The sequence below is a fragment of the Streptomyces sp. NPDC002730 genome (genome assembly GCF_042888805.1).
GTDB lineage: Bacteria > Actinomycetota > Actinomycetes > Streptomycetales > Streptomycetaceae > Streptomyces.
On the sequence record NZ_JBIAQG010000014.1, the window covers coordinates 214,549 to 239,678 of the forward strand.

Genomic DNA, 25,130 nt, shown 5'->3' on the forward strand with positions numbered 1-25,130 from the left:
GGGTTGGCGGTGCATGGATTTACCGGGTTGGCGGTGGCACGGTCCGGACCGGTTGGCTGTGGGCAGGCGTCCGAGGTTCCGTCCGAGGTTCGGGGAGGCGCCGGTCAGAGCACTAGAAGGATGTTTCCCGCACACTCGCCCGGTCCACGGGCACTGTTGTCGCCGTGATCTCCGAGCGATGCCGGTCGCCCGCGAAGGTCACCGTCAAGGTGTCGGGCGCGCTCTGTGTGGTGCTCGCCGTGAAGCCCTGGTTCGGCACCGCCGAGATGAGGCACACCCCGCCACTTCCGTAGCGCACGGTGACCGTCCCGCCCTGGGACGAAATGGTGTGCACACCCGAGCCCCCTTCCTCGCAGCCCTGCACCTGGTTCGTCCCGGACGGCTCGTCCGGTGGGCGAAGGGTCTTCCGGGCCACGGGAGTCGGCGATGCCTTACGAGGCTTCTCGGTCTTCCTGGACGGCTCCGGAGCGGGGGCAGAGCTGCTCCGTGCGGGCGTGGGGCTCGGGGAGACCCCGGGGCGCGGTGTCGCCGAGGCGGCGAAGTCCGTTGGCGCGGACTGCGCGACCGGCGCGGTCGGTCTGGTCGATCCCACCACGAAGTGGACCGTGATGATGACGGCCGTGACACTGGCCGCCGTGCACGACAGCCAGATGAGCAGGTAGCGCAGATACCGGGACACGACACCATAGTGGCGGACCCGCTAACGTGCCTGCTCATGGCCTCCGTACTTGTCGTCGAGGACGACCCTGTGATCCGGGCCGCGCTGATCGAGGTGCTCACCGCGCACGGCTACGCGGTGAAGACCGCGCACCAGGGTTTCGAGGCGCTGCGCGAGATCACCCAGTCCCCGCCGGACATCGTGGTGCTCGACCTGGGGCTGCCCGATCTGGACGGCCTCGACGTGCTCCGCATGATCCGGGGCATCTCACGGCTGCCTGTACTGGTCGCCACGGCCCGGGACGACGACACGGAGATCATCAAGCTGCTCAACGCCGGAGCCGACGACTACATGGTCAAGCCCTTTTCGGGCGGCCAACTCGCCGCCCGGCTCGCCGCGGTACTGCGGCGGTCCGTCCCGGCCGCGGACGACCGGGGCCGACAGCCGGTGATGCAGGTCGCGGACCTCAGGATCGACCCGCTGGCCCGCACGGCGCATCTCGCCGACCGTGAGCTGTCGCTGACCCGGCGGGAGTTCGACCTGCTCGCCTACCTCGCGGCAAACGCCGACCAGGTCATATCCCGCAAACGCATACTCGCCGAGGTGTGGCAGCAGCCGTATCTGGAGGACCAGACGGTTGATGTCCATCTCTCCGCGCTGCGCAGGAAATTGGGTGAAAGACCCTCGGACCCCCGCTATCTGCACACAGTGCGCGGTATCGGGATCAAACTGGTCACCTCCTCATGAGACGTGCCCTCGCGGGGATCGCCCTGTCCGCGACGCTGATGGTCGCGCTGTCCTTCCTCATCCCGCTCGCCCTGCTCGTGCGCGAACAGGCGCGGGACCGGGTGACCACCGCCGCCGAACAGCGTGCCGCCGCTCTCTCGCCGGTCCTCGCCCTGACCACCCGGCCCGCCGATGTCCAGCAGGCGGTCTCGGGGCTTGGCTCGGACGACCGGCTCGCCGTACGGCTTCCCGACGGAGGACTCGTCGGCACGCTGCACGCACCGCCGGAGGCTCTGCAGCGTGCGGTCGACCACCGGGAGACGCTGGCTCTGGACACCGCTCAGGGGTGGGTCTATCTCCAGCCGGTCGTCCTCGCCAAGGACCGCGTCGCGGTCGTCGAGGCCTATGTGCCGGGTGCGGATCTGACCCGGGGAGTGTGGGCCTCGTGGGGCGTCATGTCGCTGCTCGCACTGGGCCTGGTGGGTGGCTCCGTACTGGTCGCCGACCGGCTGGGCGCCCGCGTGGTCCGCTCCTCCCGGAGCCTGTCGAGCGCCTCGCTGGCACTGGGGTCGGGGGACCTGGACGTACGGGTGGAACCCGACGGGCCACCGGAACTGAAGGAGGCCGGCGTCGCGTTCAACACCATGGCCGACCGGGTGGTGGAACTCCTCGCCATCGAACGGGAGATGGTCGCAGACCTCTCGCACCGGCTCAGGACACCGCTGACCGCCCTGTATCTCGAAGCGGACCTGATGGGCAGTTCACCGGGCGCCCGGCGGGTCACGGAAGCGGTCGCACAGCTGGAGAGTGAACTCGACTCGATCATCACCGCGGCCCGCACTCCCCTGGCCGCCGGACCGGCCACCGGGACAGTACCGGCGAGGCCGTGCGACGTGACCGAAGTGGTCGCGATCCGGCTCGACTTCTGGTCGGTGCTCGCCACCCAGCAGGACCGGCCCTGCGAACGCTCCTTCACGCCGCGGCCGACACCCGTCCGGTTCCCGGAGGACGATCTCGCAGCCGTCGTCGACGCCCTGATCGGCAACGTCTTTCGGCACACCCCGCAGGGCACCGCTTTCGCCGTACGAGTGGAGCGCACCGACCGGCATGTGCTTCTGACGGTGGACGACGCGGGTCCCGGCGTCGCCGACCCGGACGCCGCGCTCACCCGCGGAGTCAGCGTCGGCGGCTCCACCGGCCTCGGTCTGGACATCGTGGCCCGTGCCGCCCGCGCCGCCGACGGAGAGATGCAGATCACCCGCGCTCCCATGGGCGGGGCGCGGGTGCAGGTGGCGTTCGGGCTGGCGGGCGCCGACCGCTGACGGAACCTAGCGGCCCGCCCCGAAGTCCTGCGTCCACCACGGACCGCCGTCGCCGAAGTGCACGCCGATGCCTATCTCCTTGAAGGAGCAGTTCAGTATGTTGGCGCGGTGGCCGGGGCTGTGCATCCACGCGTCCATGACCGCTGCGGCGTCGGACTGGCCCCGAGCTATGTTCTCGCCCAGCGTGGACCAGACATATCCGGCGGCGTCCACCCGGCCGGACATGGTGGAACCGTCAGGGCCGGTGTGGGACATCACGCCACTGCTGGCCATGACATCGCTGTAGTCGTCCGCGGCCTCGACCAGCTTTGCGTTCGACGTCAACGGCGAGCAACCGGCCGACGCACGCTCCTTGTTGACGAGCGCGAGGACCTGGGCCTCGGCGCCGTTCGAGGATCCGCCCGAGCTGCCGGACCCGGAGCCCGAGCCGCTGCGAGGCGTGACGGCCGGCCGCCCCCCGCTACCCGAACCACCCGTGCCGCTCCCGCTCTTCGCCTCCACCTTCGGTGACGTGGCCGGTTTCGCCGGCTGCTTGGGCTTGGCGGAGGCCTTCACGCTCGGGGTGGGAGAGGCGGCCACGCTGGGGCTCGCGGAGGGCAGCGCGAGGGGATCAGCGCTGTCCGCGCCGGCATCGGTGCCTCCGGGTACATCCCCGGCAGCGTTGGTCGTGACCCGATCCGCCGTGTCGCCGCTCGGATCTGAACCGCCGGTGGCAAGAGTGACGGCGACACCGGCCGTCACGGTGAGTGCGCCCACTGCCAGGACGACATTGCGCGCTCGGATTCCGCCCTTGGGGCGGGCGTGGGAGCGGGGCTGGGGTCGAGCGGCTCGGCGGGAACTCATGCGTACGGCACCTCGGGAGGAGTCGAATGAAGCAGGGAAACCCCGGCAGGCGCGACCGCGCCCGCCGGGATTGTGGGGGGTTGACGAGAGCGTAGGCGCGATTCGGCGTGGAGAGGCCTCTTGCCAGGCCTTCTTCAAGAAGCCCTAAGAAAGCCCTAAGACTCCGTTCGGCTACCCCCGGATACTCCGCGGCAGCATGACGGCTCACATGCCCCGCGTGCTCAGGCGGAGAGGAGGGGCCGCAGGAACTGGCTCGGACTGCCGTGCCAGAAGATGTCGAGGCTGTCACGGGCACGCGTCGCGGCGACGAAGAGCAGGGAGCGGGCCCGCTGCAACTCCTTGCGGTGGCGCAGCGCGTCGACCGGCTGCAGGCGCAGGATCGCCTCGCGTGGAACAAGCCCGAGATGGCGCTGCCACCCGTCTCGCGCGGTGTGGAACGGTGTCCTGATCCGCAGCTACGGCCCCGAAAGATCCCGCTCTCCGGATGGCCGAGGAACCGCTCCAGCGCGAGCCGGGTGTCTTGTCGCGCGTGCCTCGGTGATGCGGGGCATGTCACCTCGCGCACACGCCTGCAGGCACGTCGGATCCTCGTCATGTGCACGCTGATTCACCACGCGCAGGTGCGATCTCGGTCGTTTGCTGACGCGATCCCGTTGGTCGGCAACTGCAGTGAAGCCCCACAACATCATTGATAATGTTGGCCGTTGATGCAGATCGGGGCGGGGGCAACGATGACGTTCAACGATGAGTGGGCAGAGCTGAAGTCCGAGGCTCAGGACAGGCAACCTGCGCAGATGCGACTCAATGCGGCGGCGCCCGATCCTGGCGGGTCCGGTTCCGGGACGAAGGCTGATCTGGTGGTGCACCAGGACGATCTGGGCAAGGTCGGCAGTGAGGCGTTCCGGGTCCACGGTGAGCTGCAGAAGAAGGCTGACATCGCGGGCGCGGGCGTGAGCAAGGGCGGGGCAGGGTCGACCGCCCAGGCTGCCGCGGAACTGAAGGGTCGGAACTTCGGTGCCGGCGACGAGCTGTACACCACGCTCGAGGTCTGGAGTACGCAGGTCAAGACCGTACTGCAGATGTGCGCACACATCTCGAACCACTTGGACTACTCGAAGAAGATGCACGCCAACGACGAGGCGGAGATCGTTGCCTCGCTGAAGCGGCGGGACGGTTCGGCGGTGTCGGTGTCCGAGATATCGAAGTACGTCAAGTAAGAGGGGCGGGGGCAGTGGGGGCATTCACGTATACGGATCTCATCGAGGTGAACCTCGGGAAGCTGGATGCGGCGGCTGGCGACTGGAAGACCATGGCCGGCGGACTGGAAAAGCTGAGGTCCGACGTCTACAGCGGTCTGGTGCAGCTGTCCGACGGTGCGCAATGGGCCGGTGTGAACGCCGGGGTCACCAAGGACTTCGTCCGTATGACGGCGAAAGAGGTCTGGGACCTGTACCGGGAGGCCAAGAGCATCTCGAGCGTGCTGGAGGACGCGCACAGCGAACTGACGCACATCCAGAAGCGGGCCAAGGACCTGGCCGCGGAAGCCCGGAAGGGAGATCCGGACAGACCGGATGAACCGGATCCCGGCCTGTTGGTGATGGAAGGCCCCAATGGCACGGTGAAGGTGATGGAAGCGATCTGCGATGTCAAGGGGACCTCGCAGCGCACCAAAGACCTGATGCAGTGGTACGCCGACACTCTCACCGGGCTGGTCACCCACGCGGCGGAGATCGACGCGGCGGTGACCCGGGCACTGAAGAGGAGCCACGGCGGCGACCCGAACAACGCGGGCCATGCGACGTACACCTCGCTCGACGAGGACCAACTGCCACGCGCCACGAAGCTGGCCTCGCTCGGCGACGACGCGAACGGGGCGCAGCGGGCTGAACTGCGCCGGCTGTGGCAGTCGTTGAGTCCGCAGGCCCGTGCTGAGCTCTGGACGGGCCACAAGGACGATCTCCTGGCGGCGGGTCTGCTGACACCGACGGTCAAGCAGGCCGCCCCCGACCGGGGGGCAGGGTCGCACGGGGTCGAGGAGCCCGGGGCGGCAGAGCGCAGGACGCGGGAGAAGATGAACCTGATCGCCGAGCTGGCCGACTGGAAGGGCGACAACGACGCCTCGCGCCATATGGCGCACTACTTGGGAAACAGCGGAGAGGACATGGACCTGCCCGTCGACAAGATGATGACCGACGACGCCGGGTTCAGGACCCACATCGAGTCCGACATCAGAGAGCGCCAGGACGAGTGGCGCGAGCAAGCGCTCGCGGAGTTCAAGAGGAACGGGGGACAGCCGGTCTCGATGCCTGTAGAGACGGAAAACCGCGACTACAGCTTCCAGAAGGAGGAAGACAAGAACTGGTTCTACGCGGTCGGATCCACCCGGTCGAACGTCACCGGAGTGGTCACCGTGGTGCCGGATGCGAACGGCGAGCCCAAGGTCGGCCTCGACTACCAGGCCAACGCCTGGGACCGCTACAACTGGGACAAGGACAAGGGGGTGACCATCGAGATTCCGGGGGCGCCGTCGATGAGTATTCCGGATGGACAGATGGCGCGCCTGCACACCACTGGCATTGCCCAGGAGTTCGACATGGCGGGCAGCAGCTCGGTCAAGCACTACGACCTGGGCGCCTCCGCCCCGAACGGCGACCCGCTCCCGAAGCCCGACGAGCCGGGGCGTGAGGGCGGGCGTACGGATCCCGGTCGTGAACAGCAGGAAGGCCGGTAGAGGTCCACCCATGAACAGCCCCAGCAATGAGTCCTCCCGCGAGCGGACTGCACGTCGCCGCCTGCAGGTCCTGGGTGTCGTGGTGCTGGCGGTAATCGCCTGCGTCGCCGCGGCAGTCGGCGTGTTCGCGTATGTTGCCGACGAAGTGGAGTCGGCCCAGACCGACAAGGAGATGAACTGCTGCTGGGAAAGCCGCGCCACTCCTGCCTGGATGAGCGAGGAGATCGGCATCCGCATCCCGAAGACGGCTTCGGACCGGCGGGCCGGCTACAAGACCGGCAGTCGCTACGACACGGGGCTGCTCGCCTTCACCCTTCCCAGTCAGGAGGCGGACGCGTACACGTCCCGGCTGATTCGGAAGGGTACGAAGATGATCCGGAACTTCCATCCCGAGAAGAAGGACTACCGTCCTGCGGCCGCCTTCGCCCACCTCGAGCTGCCCGAGCCGGAGATCTTCGTCGAAGGGCTGCGGCAGGTGAGCCTTTGCCCTGATGACCTCAAGACCCCTGAAGGCCAGTACCTTCGCCGTTGCGTCGACCTCTTTGCGCACGAATTCAAGCCGGGCACCACCCGTATCTACGTCAGGTCGACCATCGAGCCCGGCGTGACACCGCCCCCGGCGACCACCAAGTACTAGCTGCGGCCGGCGGGGCACGCCTCGGCGAAGGTCCAAGGCTGCGACGGGAACAAGTTCTGGCCCACCATTGGGGTGCGGTCATCTCGCGTGACCGGGCCTCATGGCGTCGGCAAGGTGTGTGAACGGGGCGTCTGTCATCCAGTGGCGTCGAGCGCGATGACATGGACCATGCGCGGACCCGGATCATGACGGGAACGGGACGACATCCACCGAGGCCCAGACGGTCTTGCCGGGCGCTGCGGTGCGCGGTGAGATGCCCCAGTTGGTCGCGAGCGTGTCGACGAGGATCAGGCCTCGCCCCGACTCTTCCTCGACAGGCATGGGAGCAAGAACCCGGCTCGGGAGCTTCTCGGTGCGGGTGTCGGTGACGTCGATGCGCAGGGCGGCCGGGCTCGCGGCAAGGCGGAGGCGGAAGTCCCGCCCGGGTACGTGCCCGTGACGTACGGCGTTCGCGACGAGCTCGGCCGCGATCAGCGTGATCGTCTCGTTGGCGGTGGAGTCGTACGGGTGGCCCCACTCGTGCAGCCGGTGCGAGACCAGCCGACGAGCAAGGCGCGCGCCGCGGGGTGTCGAGGTGAGCCGCATCGTGAACTCGTGGGTGGTGGCGGGGTCGTGAACGAGCCGCCCGGGCGGGGTGGTTGCCGGATTCATGCTGTCAACGCTTCCGCTTCGCCACCACCGTTGACCAGCGGCGACGGGCGGACGGACACACGGTGTACGCGGGCGTCGGCCCAATGTACGCGGCGTACGAAGTGTCCCGCCCGGCTCCCCGACCCCACCGCCGGTGAGGGCCACGGAAGCCCCCCGGCCGGCACCGTCTCCGCAGGAGCAGCGGCCTGCCGTGCATGACGTGGCTGTCAACTGCGCGCGCCAGGACGAAGCCGTACCCGGCGGTTCGATGTTGCGGCTCGACGCTGAGGACGTCTCCGACGCTACGGCCGGCCCTCGCCCGTAGCACTCCTGCTGAAGACCGTCAGGTGTCCGTACGAGGTGCGTGTCATGGTGCCGAACCCGGAGGGCTGCGCGAAGCGGGTCGCGTCGACCGCGACGCTGTCGGGGAGAGGCGCGGTCGGCGACGCGCCCTCGCAGATCACCGAGTCCCAGGCGACACGTGGGCTGCGTCCTGCGCGGTCGAGTACGAATCCCCGGCAGTGGTCGCGGAGTTGGTCGAGGGCTCGAACCAGTGCAGCTACCACCTGCTCACGTTCCGGCTCCTGAAGGTCGCCGAGTTCGTGGACGACAACCGCCGTGGCGTCGTCCAGTCGACGCACCCGGACCACCGTGAAGGTGTCCGCCGCGAACCACAGGTGGAGGGCGATCTCGACGTCACCGGGATCGGCCAGGAGGTCGGCCAGGTCCTCCGCGTCGCGCACGGGCTGGGCATCCACACCGCCGTTCCCGGTACGGGAAAAGGAGATGTCGCCGGTGAGCGGATGCCGGGCCTTCAGCCCCGCGGTATCCAGAATCTTCAGCAGCCTGCTGCAGCTCTGCGGGGTCAGATCGGACAGATACCAGGAGAAGAAACCGCCCGTGTCCTTCTTGCCGCTCGCCCCAGTGGCGAAGGGAAGTCCGCCGAAGACTTCCCGAACGATCTCCTCGACGCGGTCGCGTGACACTGCCGGAGCGGTGTAGCGCGTGGAGCGCACAGTCGCCAGGAAATCTTCCGGCAATTCTGCGTGGTGCCGCTTCACGTAATGGTGTAGTTCGATCGGCCACATCCAAGTGCCGTCGGTGACGAGTGATCCGGCTCCAGGAAGCCACTCGTCACCCGTAATGACATCCCGTTCCGCCCCCATGGCGCTGAAGATCTCGGTCCCCGATGAAAGGTACGCCAGGATTCCGGACTCGTCGTCCATTCCATGCGGTCGTACAGCATCATGAATCGACGGAGCGGAGAGGTCCGCGTCCTGAGGCTCGAACTCGCGAAAGAACCCCACTCGCTTGATCATTGTGTCTCCGTTGATCGTTCCGCTATTCGGCCATCGGCAAGAATATTCGCCAATAGCCGTCGTTGCCAATCTGAGGTGTCTGCCCCGGGCCTAAGTTGGGCGATGTTCCCACCTTGTTGGTCGGTGCGTACACCGGCACCCCGAGGTCGTTGGCCACCCGCTGGGCGAGAGGGAGTTCCACGGAGTTCGGCGCGGCGTAGCCGGAGTGGCACGAGATGAGACGTACCGGGCCGCCGTCGTAGTTCGGGTTGCTGCGGATGGCGTCCGAGATATGGGTCGGATGCACCTCGAAATCCATGAGGGTCTTGCCCTGGCTGTTCACCCGGCCGGGCAGAAAGACGCCCTCGTTCGTGCCATGGACGATAACGTCGTGCTTCCCGGGTTCGCGTGCGACGCGTTGCGCGTTTCCCAGCGTGCGCTCGTCATATCCGATGGTCGTGGTCCGCTTACCGAAATAAACGGGGTCGCCGGAAATGAGCGCATGGTCGCCCGGCACCCTCGGAGGCGCGGGTATTTTCGAGTCCTCGCTCCGCAAGAAGTCCCAGGTGCGTCGTTTCCCCATGTTGTCGAGCGCCGACGGCAGCCGCCCGACTCCGGCGAGATTCGGGTTCACTACGCCTATGGGAATGTCCTGTCCCGCGAAGAGGTTACGGAACCCGCCGACTTCTCCCGCGGCACGGGACGCTCCTGCGGCACCTCCGAAGGCACCGCCGAACACGCCGCCGTAGACGCCGGCCTGTGCCACAGAGTCGAGACTGAAACCGTCCTGCAGTCCGGTCGCCACCTTGAGCGGCTGGGCGACGGCCAGGTCGATGGTGATGCCCTCTATCGTGCCGAAGGCGATGCCGGTCAGAGTGGTCGCGGCGATGGTGGCGACAGTTGTGGACACTGTCACGCCGAGCCCGGCGGCGATCTCGATGATGGCCGCGGTCGCCGCTGCCGAGGCCGCCGTGGAGGCACCGAATGTGAAAACAGCCAGTCCCACACCCGCGCCGATGACCACGGCCGCGACGCCTATTTCGGTCCAGAGCCGTTCGATGGCGTCGTCCACGGCGTCGGCGAACTCGTCGAGCGCCGTGGCCATGGCTCGTGCAGCCTCGGCCGTATCATCCAGCCAGCCCACGCCCTCGCTCTTGTGGTAGCGACCCCAGAACGTTTCGAAGGCGTCGATCGCCTCACCCTTGTTGTTCAGGATGATCGAACCGGCCTTGTTGTTGACCGGCCCGATGACGTCGTCCACTGCCTCGGCGAAGGTCCGCCACGCCTTCGCAGCCGACCTCAGCGTGCCGGAGTTCGCGTCCGGCCACCACATGCCGGCCTTGATGAGAAGGTCCTTGGCGATGTCCTCAACGCTCACTTGGCGCCCTTGCCTCCGTCGGCGACGGGCGTCACCTTCTTGAACATGCCTTCGATCAGCTTCTCGTTCTCTATGTGACCGTCGGCCATGTCGGTCATGGCTGCGTGGATGCTCTTCAGGCCGAGAGCGAGGACGCCCACCGCTCTCTCGATCTCCTTGCGCTTCGGGGAGTACGCGTCACCGAACTTCTGACCCTGCTCGTCGTCCCCCCACGGCGAACCCATCCCGTCCAGTGACTCCTTGAGCGCCTTCGCCGCGTTCGCGAGAGCCGTGCTTTGCTCCTGGAACGTCGGCGCAGCCTTCTTCAGGTCCTGGGTCGAGATGTTGAGAATCTTGCCCGAATCGCCCATGTCGTCCTCCCCCGTGCTCGTGTTCGGGAGACGAGGCTACCCGATCACCCTTGCTCACCTGAGGGGACGTCATGGGGTGGGCATTCTGTTGCCGTTACGGTACGGCTTCACCACACGCACGAAGCAACCACTCGTGGATGAGCAGGGGGGGTCGGCCCTGATAGTCGTGTTCGCGTATGCCATGCACTCAAAGGCTGCGGTGACGCGGGAGTTCGGCCGCCGGAGCATCATGCAGCGGCGCCCTGTGCGCCGTGGCGACAGTCGTGTCCTCCAAACAGATGCCGAGACTAGGGATCGCGGACCGGGGACGGGACGTCGTCGCGCGCTGCACGGCGGCGTGCTCGAGTTCAGTTTGGGAGCCGATCGTCGGCCGCCTTGCTGGGGCGGCGGCGCCTCGGTGAGGCACGGGAGGTTTTCGCGCAGGGACGACACACGCCTGAAAACAGGATGAGCCGCAGGCCCGACGGCTGTTAGGTTCGCGGGGCGCGGGGCGGCTCCCGAGTGTGCTTCCTTCTCACTTCTTCTGATGAATCAGCGTGCTCACTTCCCGCCCCGCGCAACACCCGGTCATCCGGGAGGGGGAGAAAGAGACTTGTCCAACACCGAGGTCATCGGTCGTACCACCACCGCCCGTCCACGGGCCCTCGCCACGGTGCTCCTGTCGCGCCGTGGAGCCGTATATCTGCCGACACCGGCAGTGGTCTCGGATCCGGCCGGCAACAGCGGAGCAGTGCTGCTCGAGGCCGACCTCGTCGACCGGGGCTACCTGTTGGCCCCGCCGCTGCGCGCCGCGCTTGCCGCGCTCGACGCACGGGCCATGGGCGCGGTGGGCCGGGCACTGCTGCACGACATCGACAGCGCTCTCGGCGCTGATCGCCCTCACGTGCCCCTGCTGCGCGACTTCCCGGACAGCACCCCGCACGACACGTACGCGCACTATGTCGACCGCGTGCTCACCGTGCTGTTCCAGCGCCCCGAGCAGCCGTGCGTGCTGTGCGGCACGGTGGACTGCGTCGTGCCCGTGTCGCCGTGCGCCCACCTGGTGTGCGGCTCGTGCTTCGACGGCGCCGACTTCTCGGCGTGCCCCGTGTGCGAGCGCCGTATCGATCCCTCCGACCCGTTCCTGCGCCCCAGGCGCCCGCGCCGGCAGCTGTTCCGCCGCGCCGCGCCGCCCGAGCGGCTGCGTCTCCTGTCCTTCGGCGGTGACTTCACCGCCCGCGACGCCGACGCAGCTCTCGAATTGGACACGCTGCTCGCCCGCACCGGCGCCCTCAGCCCCCAGGACACAGACGACCTGGAAGCCTTGCTGGCAGCCAGGACGCGCGACGACCTCGACCGGCTGCCGACCACCGTGCCCGGCCGGGAGACGAAGGCCCGCCTGGTCGCGTGGCTGCTTGCCGACCCGACTGCCGTGCCACAGGCCCTTCCCGTTGCGGCCGGCCTGATCGATACCGCCACCGATGTGCTGCGCGTGCTCGCGGTCCGCTCCGGCGGAGACGCCGGACTCGTCGAGATCCCGCGCTTCGCAGCCGTACCCCGGCCCCTTCGTCGCGCCCTGCTGTCCGTCCTCGACACCCTGGACCCGGCACAGGCGGCCCAGGACATGCGGCGGTACCGGCCGGCCTGGATCCACGCGGCCGAACGCCTGCACCCCTTCGAGCACGCGAACCGCTTCCCGCGTGCTGCTCTCGCCTTCGCCGCGCTGCGCGGCACCCGGCTCGGCGACGACGCCTTGTCCGCCACCCTGCGCACGGCCGCGGAGACCGCCGCCCGCATCGACGTCACCGGCTCCACCGTCGTGGCGCAGAGCTGGAGCGGTCAGGTCGAGGCCGCGCTCGCGGCCCGCGACCTCGCCGGGGCGCTCACGCTGCTCGAGCAGCGCCCGGGTGAACTGGTCCGCCGCCTCGACCACCTGCTGCGCCTCATCGGCGAGAAGGACGAGAACGGCTCCCGTTCCGTCGTCCGCGCGCTGGAGCGCGTGGTCTCGCGGGTGGCGCCGGCCGTCCTGCTGTCCGCGCTCGGTGCCGTCCGCACCCGCGACCGGGAGCAGGTGGCACGGGTGTTCTTCCCGAAGGGAGCGGCGGCGAAGACCCATGTGGCCGACGACAACAGGCCGGCACTGCCCGTCCCCCTCGTGCGGATCGTGGTCGACGTGCTGACGGCGGAGCTGCTGCGCAGGGCGGGGCAGGCGGCACCCGTGGACGTCGCGGTCGTCGACGCCGCGCTGGACGGTGTCGTCGCGCCGTTCACCGAACGGACCGCGTCCCGAGCCCTGGTGACCCTGCCGCGCGGCAGCGAACTCGCCGTACCGGACGGCCGGACACTGCGCCTGTTCCTGCACTGGATGGAGAGCCCCACCTCGGGTACGACCGACCTGGACCTGTCGGCCGCGATGTTCGACGCGGACTGGCGGCACGTCGGAGAGTGCGCCTACACCAGCCTGCGGTACTCGGGTGAGGCCGCGGTCCACTCCGGTGACCTTCAGGACGCGCCGCCTCCACTCGGCGCCAGCGAGTTCGTGGACCTCGACCTGGAGCGGCTCGACGCAGCCGGGGTGCGCTACGTCGTCGCGGTCGTCTACTCGTACAACAACGTTCCCTTCGGTGACCTGGCGGAAGCCTTCGCCGGACTCATGGTGCGCGACCAATCCGGGAACCTGGGACCGGTGTTCGACCCGCACTCCGTCGAGCAGCGCTTCGACCTCACCGGCAGCAGCCGCGCCTGCGTGCCGCTGCTCATCGACGTGCAGACGCGCACCATGCGCTGGCTCGACGTCGTCAAGGGAGTCACCGGCACGCACCACGCCGTGTGGCGGCACGCGGACGCGCTGGCCACCCTCGCGCACCGGCTGACGGACCTGTTCGCCTCGGGAGCGCGCGTCGGCCTGGGTGAGCTCGCGGTGTGGCAGGCGGCGGCGCGGGCGGCCACGGTCGTCCTGCGCCATACGGACGGCTCGCGGAGCGTGTACCGGCGCAGGGACGGCGAGGACGTGACCGGCTTCGCCACCCGCATCGGCTCGCCGGACACCGACGCTCCCATTGGCGCGGGCGTCGAGGGCGATGGACCGTCGGCGGGGCCGTCGCTGGCCTACCTGCTCCGGGGCGACCTGGAACTGCCTGACGGGAGCGAGGTGTTCGCTCTCCATCCGCTCAGTCAGGACGCGGCCCGAGTGCGCCTGCTCGCCGCCGCCGACCTGGTCACGGCTATCGCTCCTCGGTGACCTGCAGACGCTTGCGATCAGAGAAGAAGAACCGCTGAGACCCTCTCCGGGCAGGTGGTTCTCGGCTCGTGGGTGGCGGCAACGACCCGCGGCCCCGAGCGCGCCGAACGGATCCGTGCAGCAGCCCGGACCATCGCCGAGTGCGGAGCCTTCCGAGCCCCCCTCATCGCCGCACCGGAACACCGCTGACAAGTGGCTGGATTCCTGCGCCCACGGCGCAGGCGCGGCGGGCACGGGCGCCCCGGAGACCTGGACGAGGATGGGGCACGTCCAGTACCTCATACGGATCGCCCTGAGCCTCACAGAGAAGGGGCCGATGATCCACCTTTCTGACCATTCGCCCGCGGTCCGGCGCTCCGCCTCGCCATCATGGGGCCATGCAAAAGCTCGAGGCCCACGAGATGCCCTTGCACAAGGTGTTCAGCAGCGACTACGTCTTCCACATCCCGGACTACCAGCGCCCCTACGCCTGGGAGGAGGAGCAGGCCGTCCAACTGCTGACAGATCTCGTGGAAGCTCTGGACCGTGGAAAGGAGGAGCCGTACTTCCTCGGCTCCATCGTGCTCGTCAAGGAGGGCGGGACGTCGCGCGCCGACGTCATCGACGGTCAGCAGCGGCTCACCACCTTGACCATCCTGCTGTCCGTGATCCGTGACCTTGCCGAGGACCCGGAGGTCCGGGACGACTTGGACAAACTCGTGAGTGAGCCGGGTGCCAAGATCCGAGGGCTCGCCAGGCGGCCACGCCTCAAACTGCGCCCGCGTGACGCGGAGTTCTTCGAGCAGTACGTGCAGAGGAAAGGAGCCGTCCCGCAGCTGCTCACCCTGGTCCCGGAAAAGCTGGGCACGGACGCCCAGAAGGCGGTCCTTTGTAACGCGCGAGCACTCCATACCGCACTGGCCGGCTGGTCAGAGGCACGCTGGCTCGATTTGCTGCAGATGCTCGTCGAGCGGACCTACCTGGTCGTCGTGAGCACCCCCGACCTGGACAGTGCGCACCGCATCTTCAGCGTCATGAACTCCCGCGGACTGGACCTGTCGCCGACGGACATCTTCAAGGCGCGGATCATCGGCGACCTCCCAGAGCCGGCGGCAGGGCAGTGCGCAACCAAGTGGGAGGACGCGGAAGAGGACCTCGGCCGGGACGACTTCGCGGACCTGTTCCTTCACCTGCGCATGATTTATGCCAAGAAGCGGGCGGAACAAGAACTGCTCAAGGAGTTCCCGGAGCAGGTACTCAGCCGGTACCTCCCTGGCGATGGCGAGGTCTTCGTCAACGAGGTCCTCCGCCCCTACGCCGACGCGTACGTCCAGGTCCGCGACGCCGTCTACGAGGCCTCGTCCGGCGCCGAGAAGGTCAACACCTGGTTCCGGCGACTCCAGCAGGTCGACAACAACGACTGGCGACCGGCCGCCCTCTGGGCGTTGCGACACCACGGGAACGACCCCGTGTGGCTCGACCGGTTCCTGGGCGCGTTGGAGCGGCTCTCCGCCAGCATGTTCGTCCGACGCGTCTACACCACACCTCGCGTCACCCGTTACGCGGAACTGCTGCGCCAGCTCGATCAGGGAGCCGGGCTGGATGCCGAGGCTCTGGAACTGTCGGAGGCGGAGCGTGCCGACACACGGGCCAAGCTGGACGGCGACCTCTACCTCGTGGGCAAGATCCGCAAGTACGTGCTCCTGAGGATTGACGAGGTGCTTGCGCGTGGTCAGGGGGCCACCTACGAGCATCCGATCATCACGGTCGAGCATGTCCTCCCGCAGAACCCGAAACATGATTCCCAATGGACTGCTCTCTTCGACGAGGAGCAGCGCCTTGCCTGGACACACCGGCTGGGGAACCTGGTTCTCCTCAACCGGGCCAAGAACTCGGCAGCGCAGAACCACGATTTCGCCGTGAAGAAGGCCACCTACTTCGCGGGCCGAAACGGGGTGGTGCCCTTCGCACTGACGACCCAGGTGCTCCAGCACACGGAGTGGACCCCGGAGCTCGTCCGGACACGGCAGAAGCAGCTGGTCGGGCTACTCGCGGACGAATGGCTGCTCTAGCCCCGTACTTCGCGGGTAGTTCGTTCAGGTGTCCGACCAGCGGGGCGTGTGGGTTCCAGGCCGAGGAGGTCGAGCAGGTGGAGCTGGATACCCCGGGTGACGGCGATGACGGGTGGGTCGGTGGCGCTGCCGATCCGTAGCCTCGGGTCGGACGGGTGGTAGAAAATCATCCGGCCGGTGGGTCGCACCTTCTGGCTGCCCGGACAGAGCCCCTGCATCCTCTGCTCGGGTCCCAGGGCTGGCGGACCTGGCGTTCGATCAGACTGAACAGCAGGGCCAGGCAGATCACCGTGATGAGTGCGGCGACGCGCTTGTTGTCCTGGTTGTCAGTTCGCAGCCGGGGAAGCTGTGTCGTCGGCCTTGATGTCGAAGTTGATCCGGTCTCCAACGACAGAGGAAACGGTGACCGACACGCCCAGAGTGCTGCCGTCGTCCGCTGTGAGCGTGCAACGGGTGGTGGTGCCGACCTTCCCGACGAGGTCCTCGGGACAGGCGACGTCTGGCGTCGGCTGGCCCGTTGTGGCGGCGAGCTTTTCGGCGACTGTGGTGGCCAGCTTGCCCTTGGACAGTTTCGGCTCGGAGTTTCCAACGGTGACGGAGCCCGAGCAGCCGACGAGCAGCACGCCGGCGGCTATGGCCGCGAGGCTCCAAGTTGCTGCGGACAAGCGGGCTATGGTCATGGTGGGGCTCCATTCCGGATGATCAAAATGAGAAGTGGCCGGAAGCATACTGGCCGTGCCTCAGGCGCGCACTCGCACCGCCCGGACACACCTCATCGACGATCCCGGCCACATCCAGCCGCTTGCCGGGCCGGAATCTGCTCGCCTGCGGGCAGCGCACGCCGGGCGCCGGACGGTCTACTTCCCGCTGTCCTCGGCAAGGGTATGCGCGACGAGGGCGTTGGCGTGGCCGTGGCCCAGCCGGTGTTCGGCCTTCAGCCAGGAGACGAGTTCCATGTGCTTCGTCAGGGGCGAGGAGCGGATGAGGTCTTTCCACTCCGCAATCGGGCGACCGTACTTCTTCTCGATCGACGGGAAGTAGCCGGCAGGGCCCTTCACGGTTTGAGTCATGTTGGCAGTGTCCCGTTCGTGGTCTTTGAATGATCTGGTTCTGTCGGTCTGTGTGCCGAGTGCAGGCCGGCGCGGTCGGCTGTCGCCCGCTCCCGCGGTGTTGGTGTCGGTGTTGGTGCTTGTACGACCGCAGCGGAGGATCGAACTGATCGACTCGGTGGATGTGATCCGTGCCATATCGACCGCGTGTGGCCACGGTGATCGTCCGTCCCGGCTTCCACTCGCTGCCTCGGCCGATTGCAGTACTGGTGCCGTCCCACCCGGCAGATGGAGCCGGTGGCTCAGGGGGAGTGGCACGGTGACTCGCGATGCGAACAATGACAAGGCTCCAGGATGTGTCGCCAAATGATGTCAACTTGTGGAGCATGGTCCGGCAATATGCCGCCGACGACGCGCGTTTGGCTCTCGATGGAGATCTCGGCAGGGACGGGCATCCGGTCCGCAGTGTCAAGGGGAAACATAGTGGAGCTCTGGACGGGAATCATCGCTGTCACCGGCACACTGCTGGGCGCGGTTGTCTCGCACTTCCTTCAGTCCCGGACCGCCAACCGGCTCCACACTGGCGCCCTTGATGCCGAGACCCGACGGGAACTCCGTCAGGCGACCGCACGTCTGCTCGCCTCCGAGACCGTGTTCCGCCGCCTTCAGTACAACCGGTGGGAGCAGCGTGACGCGCCGGCCCGAGACAAGGACGCCGCAACGGCCGCCGCGCTGGAGGCTCGCTCCGGAGTGATCGCGGCCCTGGCTGAGGTCCAACTGCTCACCGACGACGCTGAGATACGCCGCAGGCTCGCTGAGCTGGCGGATGCGACGTTCACCCTGCACCACGCCACCGACCAGGAGGACTTGGCGGCCCGCTCCACCCGGACCCGTGCTGCTGCCGATGATGTGGTCAACGCGGTCGGGCGCGTGGTGCGCTCCTGACGGACAGATCTGCCCGGCTGGAAGTTCCCGTGCTGCGCCGGACGCCTGTGGGGTTCAGCGGGGTGCTGTTTGACAACACCTCGCCACTACGCCCGCGCTACGAGGAATCCGACGTGCGCGTGATCATCGGGGCTGTATGGACCCCGAACTGCTCAGACGACGCTTCCAGGGGGCGTGCTCTGCAAAGCAGGGTCGACACCTGGCTGCGTGCCGGCCCCCAGCGCGCTTTGGTGGAGCAAAGCGCTCTGCCGGGCAGCCCCCGCATCGACCTTTCTCAGCACGAACAGCGCGGCCAGGGACAACACGCTCGGTCCGGAGAGCATGGCAGCCAGCCATGCTTGGCCGTTCACCCCGACGACCACAGCACCGGTGAGCATGCCTGTCGACAGCAGGAACCCGGCGATCAGTCCGCCGAGGTAGAGCCTGTGGGCGCGCGCGTCCTTCGCGTCGGCGGCTTCCAGGCGAGCCTGTTCCAGTTCTCTTTGATGCTGACGGGCGAGCTCCGGTTCGAGTGCCTTCATGGCGACATTCAGGTGCTCGGGCGGGAGTTGCGCCCACTGCAGGACGATCTCCAGCGTCGTCAGTCGCGGCTTGGGGTCCGATGCGCTCTGTGTCATCGGGCGCTCCCGCCACCATCGCTCGTCACGGCCCTGTACCGCATGAGCAGATCCTCCGGCGGCGGCCCCAGGGCTTGGAAGATCCGGTCGAATGCACTGCCCATGGCCCGTGTGGCTGCAGCGACCTCGGGCCTGTCGCTGATGTCCAACAGGGCTCCTCCGTCGGCATCGGGACCGTCTCCGGCGACGACGTACCCGCGAATCGCGGTGGCTTGAGGGACGGCAGTGGCGACAGCCTTCTCCAACAGGCCCTCCGGGTCGTTGATCCAGGCGGTGATGTGTCCGCTCTTGGTCGTCAGAACGACGTCGCGGAAGGAATCCACCGGAACCCGTGGATAGTGGTGCCGTACCACGCTTTGGTAGACGCTGTCCGACACGGAAACGACGACCGGGTTGCGGGAGGTGTTCATCAGGCCTCGCAGAACGGAATGGTCCAGCAGACGTGCGGCATCGTTGAGCGCAGCACCGGTCCAGCCGTGCGCATCGGCGACGGCGAGGCCTTGGTGTACGACGACCCTCACCTTCATCTGCGCGGAGGACGCGGCCAGGGAGTTCCAGCTCGCCACGAACTCAGGAAGGTCACGCAGCACGGCGGACAACAGACCTGGGAGGCTGACAGCGTCGTTGAGGAGAACGAGCATTCCGTCCCCTCTGTCCTCAATCTGCGTAGCGTCGGGTGGCACGCCGGCAGCCGCAAGCGTCTGGTGGACGCCGTCGTACAGGCTCCGTCGGAGGATTACCTGCATCGGAGTGTCGTAGGCGGCGAAGCGAGCCAGGTCCACGGCAAGAATCACGTAGTGGGAGGGTGCATGCCCGATCCGGATCGCCCGGGTGGGCGCTCGGTCGTCAACAGCACCCGGTTCCGCAAGGAATGCTCCAAGATCCGGGGCCAATTCGCCCTCGGCACGCAGCAGCCGACGCAGCCGGTGGCGCAGCATGGCCTCAACGTCCGAGGTCGTGGCCGCATCGCGCGCAGCCGCCGCAGTCGTCAGGTCGCGTCGGGCCTCGTCCAACTCGTCGGCTACCAGGGCCGCCTGCCGAGGCACGGTGCGCTCCAACAGCTGGACCAGTCGAGTCCGGAGGGTGGGCCATTCATCCGTGGTCATGCTGGTAACCAGTGCGGACGCCACGCGCGCCGCCAGTAACTCCAGTTCCGCGTCCACCATGCGCCCCCTTGTGCGACTTCGCCCGGCTACGACGATAGCGGCGGAAGGGGTGTGGCGGCAGATTTCACGAATGGTCGGCGCCGGGCACCGGCCTGACGCAGCGGTATCGCTTGGAGGGGCGGCTGTTGGATCGACCGGCGCTACGTGCACTGATGGGCGGCGAGGCGTGGGGTGTCGCGCGATCGGGGGAATCGGCCGCTCGGCGAGGCGAACTGGGGTGTGACGTGCGTAGCGTTGATCGGGTGGGGCGTGAGGCGGTACGGGGGCGTTGTGTACGCGGGGGCCGGGTGGCTGTACGCAGTGTGGGGCGTGACCGGGGGTGGGGCGGTGGCGTTGAGGTTGGGCTCGGGAGGTGGTGCGGATGACGATGGACGATGAGCAGCAGCAGCAAGCGGAGCAGGGGCCCGGGTCGGGCATCTTGCATGTGTTCGGACGACAGTTGAAGCGGTTTCGGGAGTGCACGGCGTACGACCGGGCGGCGTTCGGGGCGGCGACGGGGTACTCGGCGTCGACGATCGCGTCGTACGAGCAGGGGCGGCGGGTGCCGCCGCCACGGTTCATCGAGCAGGCGGATGAGCTGTTAGGGGCGCGGGGCGTGTTGGCGGAGATGAAGGAGGAGGTGGCGCGGGCGCAATATCCGGCGTTCTTCCGCGATGCGGCGCGGTTCGAGACTGAGGCCGTCGAGCTTCATGTGTACGCGAACCAGGCGGTGCCCGGGCTGTTGCAGACCGAGGAATACGCACGAGCTGTGTTCGTTAACTGGCGGCCCCTGTATGACGAAGAGACCGTGGAGCAGCGTGTTGTTGCTCGACTGGCCAGGCAGGAGATCTTGGCCAGCAGGCCGTTGCCCACCTTCAGCTTCGTCATCGAAGAGGTCGTGCTCCATAGGCCGCTGGGTGGGACCGGTGTGATGCGGGGCCAGTTGGAACAGATCCTGTTGGTCGGGCAGCAGCGCAATGTCGAGATCCAGGTCATGCCGACCAAACGCGAGGAGCACGCCGGATTGGCTGGACCGTTCACCTTGATCGAGACGACTGAAGGGCGGAGGATCGCCTATGTGGAGGTACACAAGCTCAGCCGCCTCTACACCGAGCGGAGGGCGGTCCGGGAGATCGAGGAGCAGTACGGTCTGCTCAGGGCGCAGGCGCTCACACCGCGCGAATCGCTGGCCCTCATCGAGAAGTTGCTTGGAGAGACATGAACGGCAAAGAGACTGTGCCGAACGCGCTTGAACTGGCGTGGTTCAAGAGCAGCTACAGCAGCGGTGCCGGCGGCGAGTGCGTAGAGGTCGCGGCCCGTCCTGGGGTTGTGCATGTCCGGGACTCGAAGGACACCACTGTGCCGATGCTCGCCGTTCAGGCGCAGGCGTGGGACGCCTTCCTCGGTTTCGTGGCTGGGAGCGGTGCTGTGTAGGTATGTGGTCGTCTTGGTGTGGGGCGGTTCCCGAGGTGTTTGGGTACCGCCCCTCGGCGTTTGCGTCAGGCGTCCGCCGTGGCGGGCTCCGGCGGGGACCAGCGGCCGACGGCGATCTCCGCATCGAGCCGCGCCTGGAAGTGCGCGTGCGCGGCACGCATCTCGGCTTCACGGTCGGCCTTGTAGAAGGGGCTGGTGTAGCCCGGGGGCGGTGGGGTCGTTGCTGGGTTGTCTAGGTGGGCGAGGAGGTCGAGGTAGTCCTGTTTGGTCTGGCCGTGGCCGTAGGTGTTGAAGTCGCCCGCAATCTTACGGCCGTTGGCGTCGAAGTAGGTCACCGACTCGTAGTCGTGCAGTTGCGGGTAGCGCGACTTGAAGATCGCGAAGAGCTGGTCGGCGGTGATGCCGAGCCAGACGGCGACCAGGGCGTCGAGCTCGACGAGCGCGGCGCGGCGCTCGTGCTCGGTGCGGAGCGGGGTGGTGTACTCCCAGGTCGACTGGAGGTCGGCAGCGAGGGAATTCAGGCGGGGCCGACTTGATGATCTTGACGGCGGCGGGTTCGCCACCTGGGGACTCACCGAGATAGACCTGGCCCATACCGCCCTGGCCGAACCCTTCCGAGCAGCTCGAAGCCGCCGAGTTCGGCCGGGTCCTCGGGGCTCAGGGGGGTCGTCTGCACGGGGTCCTCGTTCGGGCTGATCAGGCAGTGAATGTGCTGGTACACGGTAGTCCACTGCATTCCGTAACTGAGCCGGTACCGGAGAATCGGCGCGATGCCCGCCGATGAGTCCGGTCACTCGCTTGTGGCGAGAGCAGGGCCGTGCGGGCGCACCCCTTGTGGGTGCGCACAGGCCTGTGGCATATAGGTCTGGACCATTGCCGTCGTCCGCGGAGGTCCGACCGTGCAACGTCCCCCCACACTCCCCGCTTTGGCCTGCGCGGCCGCACTTCTCCTCACCGCCTGCGGTGGTGAGGACAAGGACACCACGATCCCCAGCGCACCCTCCGGCGTGACCGCCCGGGCGGGCAGCGCCACCTCCGTTCATGTCATGTGGGAGCAGGCCACGGACGACAAGGCGGTCACCGGATACGAGGTGTTCCAGAAGGGCATCAGGGTCAAGACGCTGCCGGCCGCCAAGCAGATGGTGGACATCGACCGGCTGAGCCCGAAGACCGCCTACAGCTTCACGGTGCGGGCGCGGGACGCCGCCGGGAATCTCTCGAAGCCCAGCCCCGCGATCACTGTCACCACCCCGGCCTCCACGCCGGAGGACAAGACGGCGCCCACGCCGCCGGCCAAGCTGCAAGGCATGGTCGACGGAGGCCGGACGGTCACCCTCAGCTGGGGGAAGGCTGCCGACAACATCGGCGTCACCTCCTACGACATCTACCAGGAGGACTCCCGCATCCACAGCGTGCCCGGCACCGAGACCACCGCCCGCGTCACAGGCCTGCGGCCCGGCACCGTCTACACCTTCACCGTCCGGGCGCGGGACGCCGCCGAGAACTCGTCGTCGGACAGCACCGCCGTCGATCTCACCACCCTTGCCGCGCCCGGCGAAGGACCCAGCACGGCTCCCACCGGTCTGAAGGCCACGACCCGCAAGGGGAACGTCGATCTGACCTGGACCCCGCCCGAGACCGGCGGGCCCGTCAAGGAGCATCAGCTGTTCCTGAACGGGAAGTTGGCCACCACCATCGTCTGGGGCGCCGAGCCGCCCGCCGGGACGGCGACGTACACGATGATGGTCACGGACAAGCCCGGCACCCGCTACAGCATCAAGATCCGCGCCAAGCTCCCTGACGGGAAGTGGGGAGACTTCTCCGCGCAGCGCACGGTGGCGGTCCGCTAGGAGTTGTCGTCAAAGTGTCACGCCCGCATCAGGAGCGATGTGAGGGTGACGGCTGCCTGGCTGGGAGCGGAGCCCGTCGAGGAAGGCGAGCGCGGCGTGGCTGTCCGAACCTTCGGTGATCAGGGCTATGTGGTTGTCGGGCCGTACGAGCACCAGGGCGTCACCGCCGATGCCATAAGCGCGTCGGGCGTGGCCGTCCGTGTCGCGAAGTCCGGATCGCTCCGCGCCGATGGCGTGGGCGCGGACGAGGTCCCCGTGCTTGTCCATCACCTCGCGCAGTGCCGCCGGGGCGGCGGTGCCGAAGCCGATCAGCGTGAAGTGCGGTCCGGCAAAGAGCTGGAAGAGCCGGATGCGGTTGCCCATCCGGTCCGTGCAGGGCGCGTCGGGGGCCCGGTCGCCCGGATGCAGGATCTCATTTCCGGCACCCGTGGCGAGCGAGCTCCACCGGTACCCCTGCCCGACGGTAGGCGGAGCGGCGGCCTCGACACCATGGCCGGGCTCCTTGATGGCTTCCAGGACCCGGTTGAGTCGGTCGGTGGTGATCTGCAGGGTCCAGGCGGCCACGGGCAGCCGCTCTTCGTCGTAGGTGTCCAGGAGCGCGGCGCCCGCCTGGCCGGTCAGGGCGAGAGCCAGCTTCCAGCCCAGGTTGTAGGCGTCCTGGATGCCGGTGTTCATACCGAGCCCGCCGGCTATCGGGTGCACGTGTGCGGCGTCTCCGGCCAGGAAGACCCGGCCGACGCGGGCCCGTTCGACCATGCGGACGTTGACCCGCCAGGTCGACAGCCAGGTGGCGTTGCGTAGCCGGATCCCCGCCGTGCGGGCGTGGTGGTCGAACAGGCGCTGGAAGCTTTCCAGTGAGGGCGGGAGGGGGTTGCCCTGCTCGTCGGGTTCCGGTGTGGCTTGCAGTTGGAAGGAGTCGGTGCCCGGGATCGGGCAGAGCATGATTGCGCCGTCCGGTGTGAACCACTGGTGCCAGTAGTCCCGGCTGATGCCCCCAGCCTCCACATCGCCGCAGACCATTGCCTGGACCTGTTCGGTGTGGCCCTCGAAGGGCAGCCCCAACGTATTGCGGACGGCGCTGCGTCCGCCGTCGCATCCGACCAGGTAGGCCGCCTGGATCCGGCGCCCGTCCGTGAGGGTGGCCGTCACGCCGTCGGCATCCTGGACGAACCCGATCAGTTCCGCGCCGAGTTCGACCTGCACGCCGCAGGCGGCGAGGCGGTCGCGCAGGATCTCCTCGATGCGCCACTGGCCGATGAACACGCCGCTGTCGAACGGGGCGTCGGGGGCGGGCCCGTCGCCGGCGAATGGGTCGATGTCACTGACGTACTCACCGTCGAAGTACTTGCGGAACATCAGGTGCGCGGTGCCGTCGGCGACGATCCGGTCGGCGACGCCGAGGTCTTCGAGGATCTCCAGACTGCGCGGGTGGAGGGTCTTGCCGCGGGAGCCGTGGTGGTGGGCGGCGTTCTTGTCGATGATGCGCACGGTGACGCCACGGCGGGCGAGGTCGTAGGCCAGGGTGAGGCCGGTGGGCCCGGCACCCACGATCAACACGTCGGTCATCGAGGTCCTCTCGTTCTCGGATGTGATCACCCAACCCACTCGGAGAAGAAAATGCAACTTGGTAATAAAATTAACCAGGTTTCCTTACTGTGTGGCCTTCCCGCCATCGAGCAAGCCCCCGGCCTGCGAGAACACAAGAAGCTGCGCACCCATCCCCACCTCGCGGACACGGCGTGGGTCGGTGCCCCGTACTGCTCGGCTGTATAGATCTCGATGCGCTCCGGCAACAGGTCCGTCAGACTCGCGGGCGTGAGTGCGAAGATCACCCGCATCAACCCCGAGCACCTTCACCCAACGCCCGGTTACCACCACATCACCGTGGTGGAGGCAGGCCGCACGGCCTACTTGGCGGGCCAGTGTCCGCTCGATCGGAGCGGATCGCTCGTCGGTTCTGGAGTGCTTGAGGAGCAAATCGACCAGGTTGCGGCTAATGTGCTGACCGCTCTTTCGGCGGTGGGTGCCCAGCCGCAGCACGTAGTGCGCTCGGTGATCTACGTACGGAGCGCTGACACGGGTGTCCTGGCAACCGCTTGGCAGCGGCTCACCGACTCAGTCATCGGGCCCGCGTTCACCACCGCCAGCACGCTCTTGGGCGTCGCTCAACTGGGCTTCGCGGGACAACTCGTCGAGGTGGACCTCACCGTGGCGCTGCCCGAGTGAGTCGGCGCCCCTGCGGTGCC

The 25,130-nt window shown here is 67.8% G+C and carries 25 protein-coding genes and 1 pseudogene; 14 read left to right on the forward strand and 12 right to left on the reverse strand.

The genetic code is table 11. From position 1 onward, the window contains the following. Positions 1-164 precede the first annotated feature (164 nt). The 4 genes from ACFYXH_RS32465 to ACFYXH_RS32480 are packed head-to-tail and all read left to right on the forward strand — an operon-like array spanning position 165 to position 2,706. Positions 165-293 carry a hypothetical protein gene (locus ACFYXH_RS32465; RefSeq protein WP_389570539.1) on the forward strand — a complete coding sequence of 43 codons (129 nt, stop codon included), beginning with the start codon at positions 165-167 and terminating at the stop codon, positions 291-293. Between the two features lie 6 nt (positions 294-299). Further along, complete coding sequence (locus tag ACFYXH_RS32470) at positions 300-662, forward strand: hypothetical protein (RefSeq protein WP_389570542.1); 363 nt, start codon at positions 300-302, stop codon at positions 660-662. Positions 663-715: 53 nt separating this feature from the next. Next, positions 716-1,405, forward strand: a complete 690-nt coding sequence (locus ACFYXH_RS32475; protein WP_385301562.1) for a response regulator transcription factor — start codon at positions 716-718, stop codon at positions 1,403-1,405. Continuing rightward, positions 1,402-2,706, forward strand: a complete 1,305-nt coding sequence (locus tag ACFYXH_RS32480; protein ID WP_389570547.1) for a sensor histidine kinase — start codon at positions 1,402-1,404, stop codon at positions 2,704-2,706. Before ACFYXH_RS32475 ends, ACFYXH_RS32480 begins: the two co-directional genes overlap by 4 nt. A gap of 6 nt (positions 2,707-2,712) precedes the next feature. Here the strand turns inward: ACFYXH_RS32480 and ACFYXH_RS32485 are convergent, their stop codons facing one another. Together ACFYXH_RS32485 and ACFYXH_RS32490 are read right to left on the reverse strand one after the other, a co-directional pair. Then, positions 2,713-3,549, reverse strand: a complete 837-nt coding sequence (locus ACFYXH_RS32485) for a CAP domain-containing protein (protein WP_389570551.1) — start codon at positions 3,547-3,549, stop codon at positions 2,713-2,715. Between the two features lie 221 nt (positions 3,550-3,770). Further along, positions 3,771-3,950 (reverse strand): annotated as a pseudogene (locus ACFYXH_RS32490) (DNA helicase); the annotation flags it as partial. 330 nt (positions 3,951-4,280) lie between these two features. Between ACFYXH_RS32490 and ACFYXH_RS32495 the strand changes: the two are divergent. Genes ACFYXH_RS32495 through ACFYXH_RS32505 form a run of 3 tightly spaced genes read left to right on the forward strand, consistent with a single transcriptional unit; the run spans position 4,281 to position 6,917 of the window. Next, positions 4,281-4,766 (forward strand): hypothetical protein, encoded by a 486-nt coding sequence (locus ACFYXH_RS32495; protein WP_389570554.1) that lies wholly within the window; start codon positions 4,281-4,283, stop codon positions 4,764-4,766. 14 nt (positions 4,767-4,780) lie between these two features. Then, complete coding sequence (locus tag ACFYXH_RS32500) at positions 4,781-6,280, forward strand: hypothetical protein (protein ID WP_389570557.1); 1,500 nt, start codon at positions 4,781-4,783, stop codon at positions 6,278-6,280. Positions 6,281-6,290: 10 nt separating this feature from the next. Next, positions 6,291-6,917 carry a hypothetical protein gene (locus ACFYXH_RS32505; protein ID WP_389570559.1) on the forward strand — a complete coding sequence of 209 codons (627 nt, stop codon included), beginning with the start codon at positions 6,291-6,293 and terminating at the stop codon, positions 6,915-6,917. Positions 6,918-7,100: 183 nt separating this feature from the next. Here ACFYXH_RS32505 and ACFYXH_RS32510 read toward each other — a convergent pair whose 3' ends face one another. The 4 genes from ACFYXH_RS32510 to ACFYXH_RS32525 all read right to left on the reverse strand — a co-directional run bounded on the left by ACFYXH_RS32510 (position 7,101) and on the right by ACFYXH_RS32525 (position 10,573). Next, a complete protein-coding gene (locus ACFYXH_RS32510) occupies positions 7,101-7,568 on the reverse strand; it encodes an ATP-binding protein (RefSeq protein WP_389570562.1) in 468 nt (155 codons plus the stop codon). Between the two features lie 281 nt (positions 7,569-7,849). Next, positions 7,850-8,773: a hypothetical protein gene (locus ACFYXH_RS32515; protein WP_389570565.1), complete on the reverse strand. Its 924-nt coding sequence runs from the start codon at positions 8,771-8,773 to the stop codon at positions 7,850-7,852. A gap of 115 nt (positions 8,774-8,888) precedes the next feature. After that, the gene (locus ACFYXH_RS32520; protein WP_389570568.1) at positions 8,889-10,223 is read right to left on the reverse strand and encodes a hypothetical protein; all 1,335 of its coding nucleotides are present in this window, start codon (positions 10,221-10,223) and stop codon (positions 8,889-8,891) included. Continuing rightward, entirely contained in the window at positions 10,220-10,573 is a 354-nt protein-coding gene (locus ACFYXH_RS32525; RefSeq protein WP_389570571.1) for a hypothetical protein, read from the reverse strand. Before ACFYXH_RS32525 ends, ACFYXH_RS32520 begins: the two co-directional genes overlap by 4 nt. 592 nt (positions 10,574-11,165) lie before the next feature. Here ACFYXH_RS32525 and ACFYXH_RS32530 point away from each other — a divergent pair. Beyond that, on the forward strand, positions 11,166-13,793 hold the full coding sequence (locus ACFYXH_RS32530; protein WP_389570574.1) for an MXAN_6230/SCO0854 family RING domain-containing protein: 2,628 nt from the start codon (positions 11,166-11,168) through the stop codon (positions 13,791-13,793). A 377-nt stretch (positions 13,794-14,170) separates the two neighbouring features. Continuing rightward, positions 14,171-15,844: a DUF262 domain-containing protein gene (locus ACFYXH_RS32535; protein WP_389570578.1), complete on the forward strand. Its 1,674-nt coding sequence runs from the start codon at positions 14,171-14,173 to the stop codon at positions 15,842-15,844. A gap of 326 nt (positions 15,845-16,170) precedes the next feature. Here ACFYXH_RS32535 and ACFYXH_RS32540 read toward each other — a convergent pair whose 3' ends face one another. Together ACFYXH_RS32540 and ACFYXH_RS32545 are read right to left on the reverse strand one after the other, a co-directional pair. Further along, entirely contained in the window at positions 16,171-16,524 is a 354-nt protein-coding gene (locus tag ACFYXH_RS32540) for a DUF4333 domain-containing protein (protein ID WP_389570581.1), read from the reverse strand. Positions 16,525-16,701: 177 nt separating this feature from the next. After that, positions 16,702-16,914, reverse strand: coding sequence for a DUF4287 domain-containing protein (locus ACFYXH_RS32545; RefSeq protein ID WP_389570583.1), 213 nt, complete (start codon positions 16,912-16,914; stop codon positions 16,702-16,704). Positions 16,915-17,376: 462 nt separating this feature from the next. On the opposite strand from ACFYXH_RS32545, the gene ACFYXH_RS32550 reads away from it, so the two are divergent. Further along, the gene (locus ACFYXH_RS32550; RefSeq protein WP_389570586.1) at positions 17,377-17,838 is read left to right on the forward strand and encodes a hypothetical protein; all 462 of its coding nucleotides are present in this window, start codon (positions 17,377-17,379) and stop codon (positions 17,836-17,838) included. Between the two features lie 152 nt (positions 17,839-17,990). On the opposite strand, the gene ACFYXH_RS32555 is transcribed toward ACFYXH_RS32550, so the two are convergent. Together ACFYXH_RS32555 and ACFYXH_RS32560 are read right to left on the reverse strand one after the other, a co-directional pair. Beyond that, positions 17,991-18,455: a hypothetical protein gene (locus tag ACFYXH_RS32555; protein ID WP_389570589.1), complete on the reverse strand. Its 465-nt coding sequence runs from the start codon at positions 18,453-18,455 to the stop codon at positions 17,991-17,993. Then, on the reverse strand, positions 18,452-19,621 hold the full coding sequence (locus ACFYXH_RS32560; protein WP_389570592.1) for a hypothetical protein: 1,170 nt from the start codon (positions 19,619-19,621) through the stop codon (positions 18,452-18,454). Before ACFYXH_RS32560 ends, ACFYXH_RS32555 begins: the two co-directional genes overlap by 4 nt. A gap of 367 nt (positions 19,622-19,988) precedes the next feature. On the opposite strand from ACFYXH_RS32560, the gene ACFYXH_RS32565 reads away from it, so the two are divergent. Together ACFYXH_RS32565 and ACFYXH_RS32570 are read left to right on the forward strand one after the other, a co-directional pair. Beyond that, entirely contained in the window at positions 19,989-20,822 is an 834-nt protein-coding gene (locus tag ACFYXH_RS32565) for a helix-turn-helix domain-containing protein (RefSeq protein ID WP_389570790.1), read from the forward strand. Further along, positions 20,819-21,034, forward strand: coding sequence for a DUF397 domain-containing protein (locus tag ACFYXH_RS32570; protein ID WP_389570595.1), 216 nt, complete (start codon positions 20,819-20,821; stop codon positions 21,032-21,034). The genes ACFYXH_RS32565 and ACFYXH_RS32570 overlap by 4 nt, the downstream gene beginning before the upstream one ends. A gap of 65 nt (positions 21,035-21,099) precedes the next feature. On the opposite strand, the gene ACFYXH_RS32575 is transcribed toward ACFYXH_RS32570, so the two are convergent. Further along, complete coding sequence (locus ACFYXH_RS32575) at positions 21,100-21,609, reverse strand: hypothetical protein (protein WP_389570598.1); 510 nt, start codon at positions 21,607-21,609, stop codon at positions 21,100-21,102. A gap of 324 nt (positions 21,610-21,933) precedes the next feature. Between ACFYXH_RS32575 and ACFYXH_RS32580 the strand changes: the two genes are divergently transcribed. Next, the gene (locus tag ACFYXH_RS32580) at positions 21,934-22,884 is read left to right on the forward strand and encodes a fibronectin type III domain-containing protein (RefSeq protein ID WP_389570601.1); all 951 of its coding nucleotides are present in this window, start codon (positions 21,934-21,936) and stop codon (positions 22,882-22,884) included. Between the two features lie 9 nt (positions 22,885-22,893). Here the strand turns inward: ACFYXH_RS32580 and ACFYXH_RS32585 are convergent, their stop codons facing one another. After that, a complete protein-coding gene (locus ACFYXH_RS32585) occupies positions 22,894-24,450 on the reverse strand; it encodes an FAD-dependent oxidoreductase (RefSeq protein WP_389570604.1) in 1,557 nt (518 codons plus the stop codon). Between the two features lie 213 nt (positions 24,451-24,663). Between ACFYXH_RS32585 and ACFYXH_RS32590 the strand changes: the two genes are divergently transcribed. Continuing rightward, entirely contained in the window at positions 24,664-25,110 is a 447-nt protein-coding gene (locus ACFYXH_RS32590; protein WP_389570608.1) for a RidA family protein, read from the forward strand. Positions 25,111-25,130: the final 20 nt, after the last annotated feature.

Excerpts from the sequence above, each read along its gene's own strand:
- ACFYXH_RS32475 (WP_385301562.1), top strand. The coding sequence starts at position 716 with ATGGCCTCCGTACTTGTCGTCGAGGACGACCCTGTGATCCGGGCCGCG.
- ACFYXH_RS32480 (WP_389570547.1), top strand. The coding sequence starts at position 1,402 with ATGAGACGTGCCCTCGCGGGGATCGCCCTGTCCGCGACGCTGATGGTC.
- ACFYXH_RS32485 (WP_389570551.1), bottom strand. The coding sequence starts at position 3,549 with ATGAGTTCCCGCCGAGCCGCTCGACCCCAGCCCCGCTCCCACGCCCGC.
- ACFYXH_RS32495 (WP_389570554.1), top strand. The coding sequence starts at position 4,281 with ATGACGTTCAACGATGAGTGGGCAGAGCTGAAGTCCGAGGCTCAGGAC.
- ACFYXH_RS32505 (WP_389570559.1), top strand. The coding sequence starts at position 6,291 with ATGAACAGCCCCAGCAATGAGTCCTCCCGCGAGCGGACTGCACGTCGC.
- ACFYXH_RS32510 (WP_389570562.1), bottom strand. The coding sequence starts at position 7,568 with ATGAATCCGGCAACCACCCCGCCCGGGCGGCTCGTTCACGACCCCGCC.
- ACFYXH_RS32515 (WP_389570565.1), bottom strand. The coding sequence starts at position 8,773 with ATGGACGACGAGTCCGGAATCCTGGCGTACCTTTCATCGGGGACCGAG.
- ACFYXH_RS32525 (WP_389570571.1), bottom strand. The coding sequence starts at position 10,573 with ATGGGCGATTCGGGCAAGATTCTCAACATCTCGACCCAGGACCTGAAG.
- ACFYXH_RS32535 (WP_389570578.1), top strand. The coding sequence starts at position 14,171 with ATGCAAAAGCTCGAGGCCCACGAGATGCCCTTGCACAAGGTGTTCAGC.
- ACFYXH_RS32540 (WP_389570581.1), bottom strand. The coding sequence starts at position 16,524 with ATGACCATAGCCCGCTTGTCCGCAGCAACTTGGAGCCTCGCGGCCATA.
- ACFYXH_RS32545 (WP_389570583.1), bottom strand. The coding sequence starts at position 16,914 with ATGACTCAAACCGTGAAGGGCCCTGCCGGCTACTTCCCGTCGATCGAG.
- ACFYXH_RS32555 (WP_389570589.1), bottom strand. The coding sequence starts at position 18,455 with ATGACACAGAGCGCATCGGACCCCAAGCCGCGACTGACGACGCTGGAG.
- ACFYXH_RS32560 (WP_389570592.1), bottom strand. The coding sequence starts at position 19,621 with ATGGTGGACGCGGAACTGGAGTTACTGGCGGCGCGCGTGGCGTCCGCA.
- ACFYXH_RS32565 (WP_389570790.1), top strand. The coding sequence starts at position 19,989 with ATGGACGATGAGCAGCAGCAGCAAGCGGAGCAGGGGCCCGGGTCGGGC.
- ACFYXH_RS32570 (WP_389570595.1), top strand. The coding sequence starts at position 20,819 with ATGAACGGCAAAGAGACTGTGCCGAACGCGCTTGAACTGGCGTGGTTC.
- ACFYXH_RS32585 (WP_389570604.1), bottom strand. The coding sequence starts at position 24,450 with ATGACCGACGTGTTGATCGTGGGTGCCGGGCCCACCGGCCTCACCCTG.
- ACFYXH_RS32590 (WP_389570608.1), top strand. The coding sequence starts at position 24,664 with ATGCGCTCCGGCAACAGGTCCGTCAGACTCGCGGGCGTGAGTGCGAAG.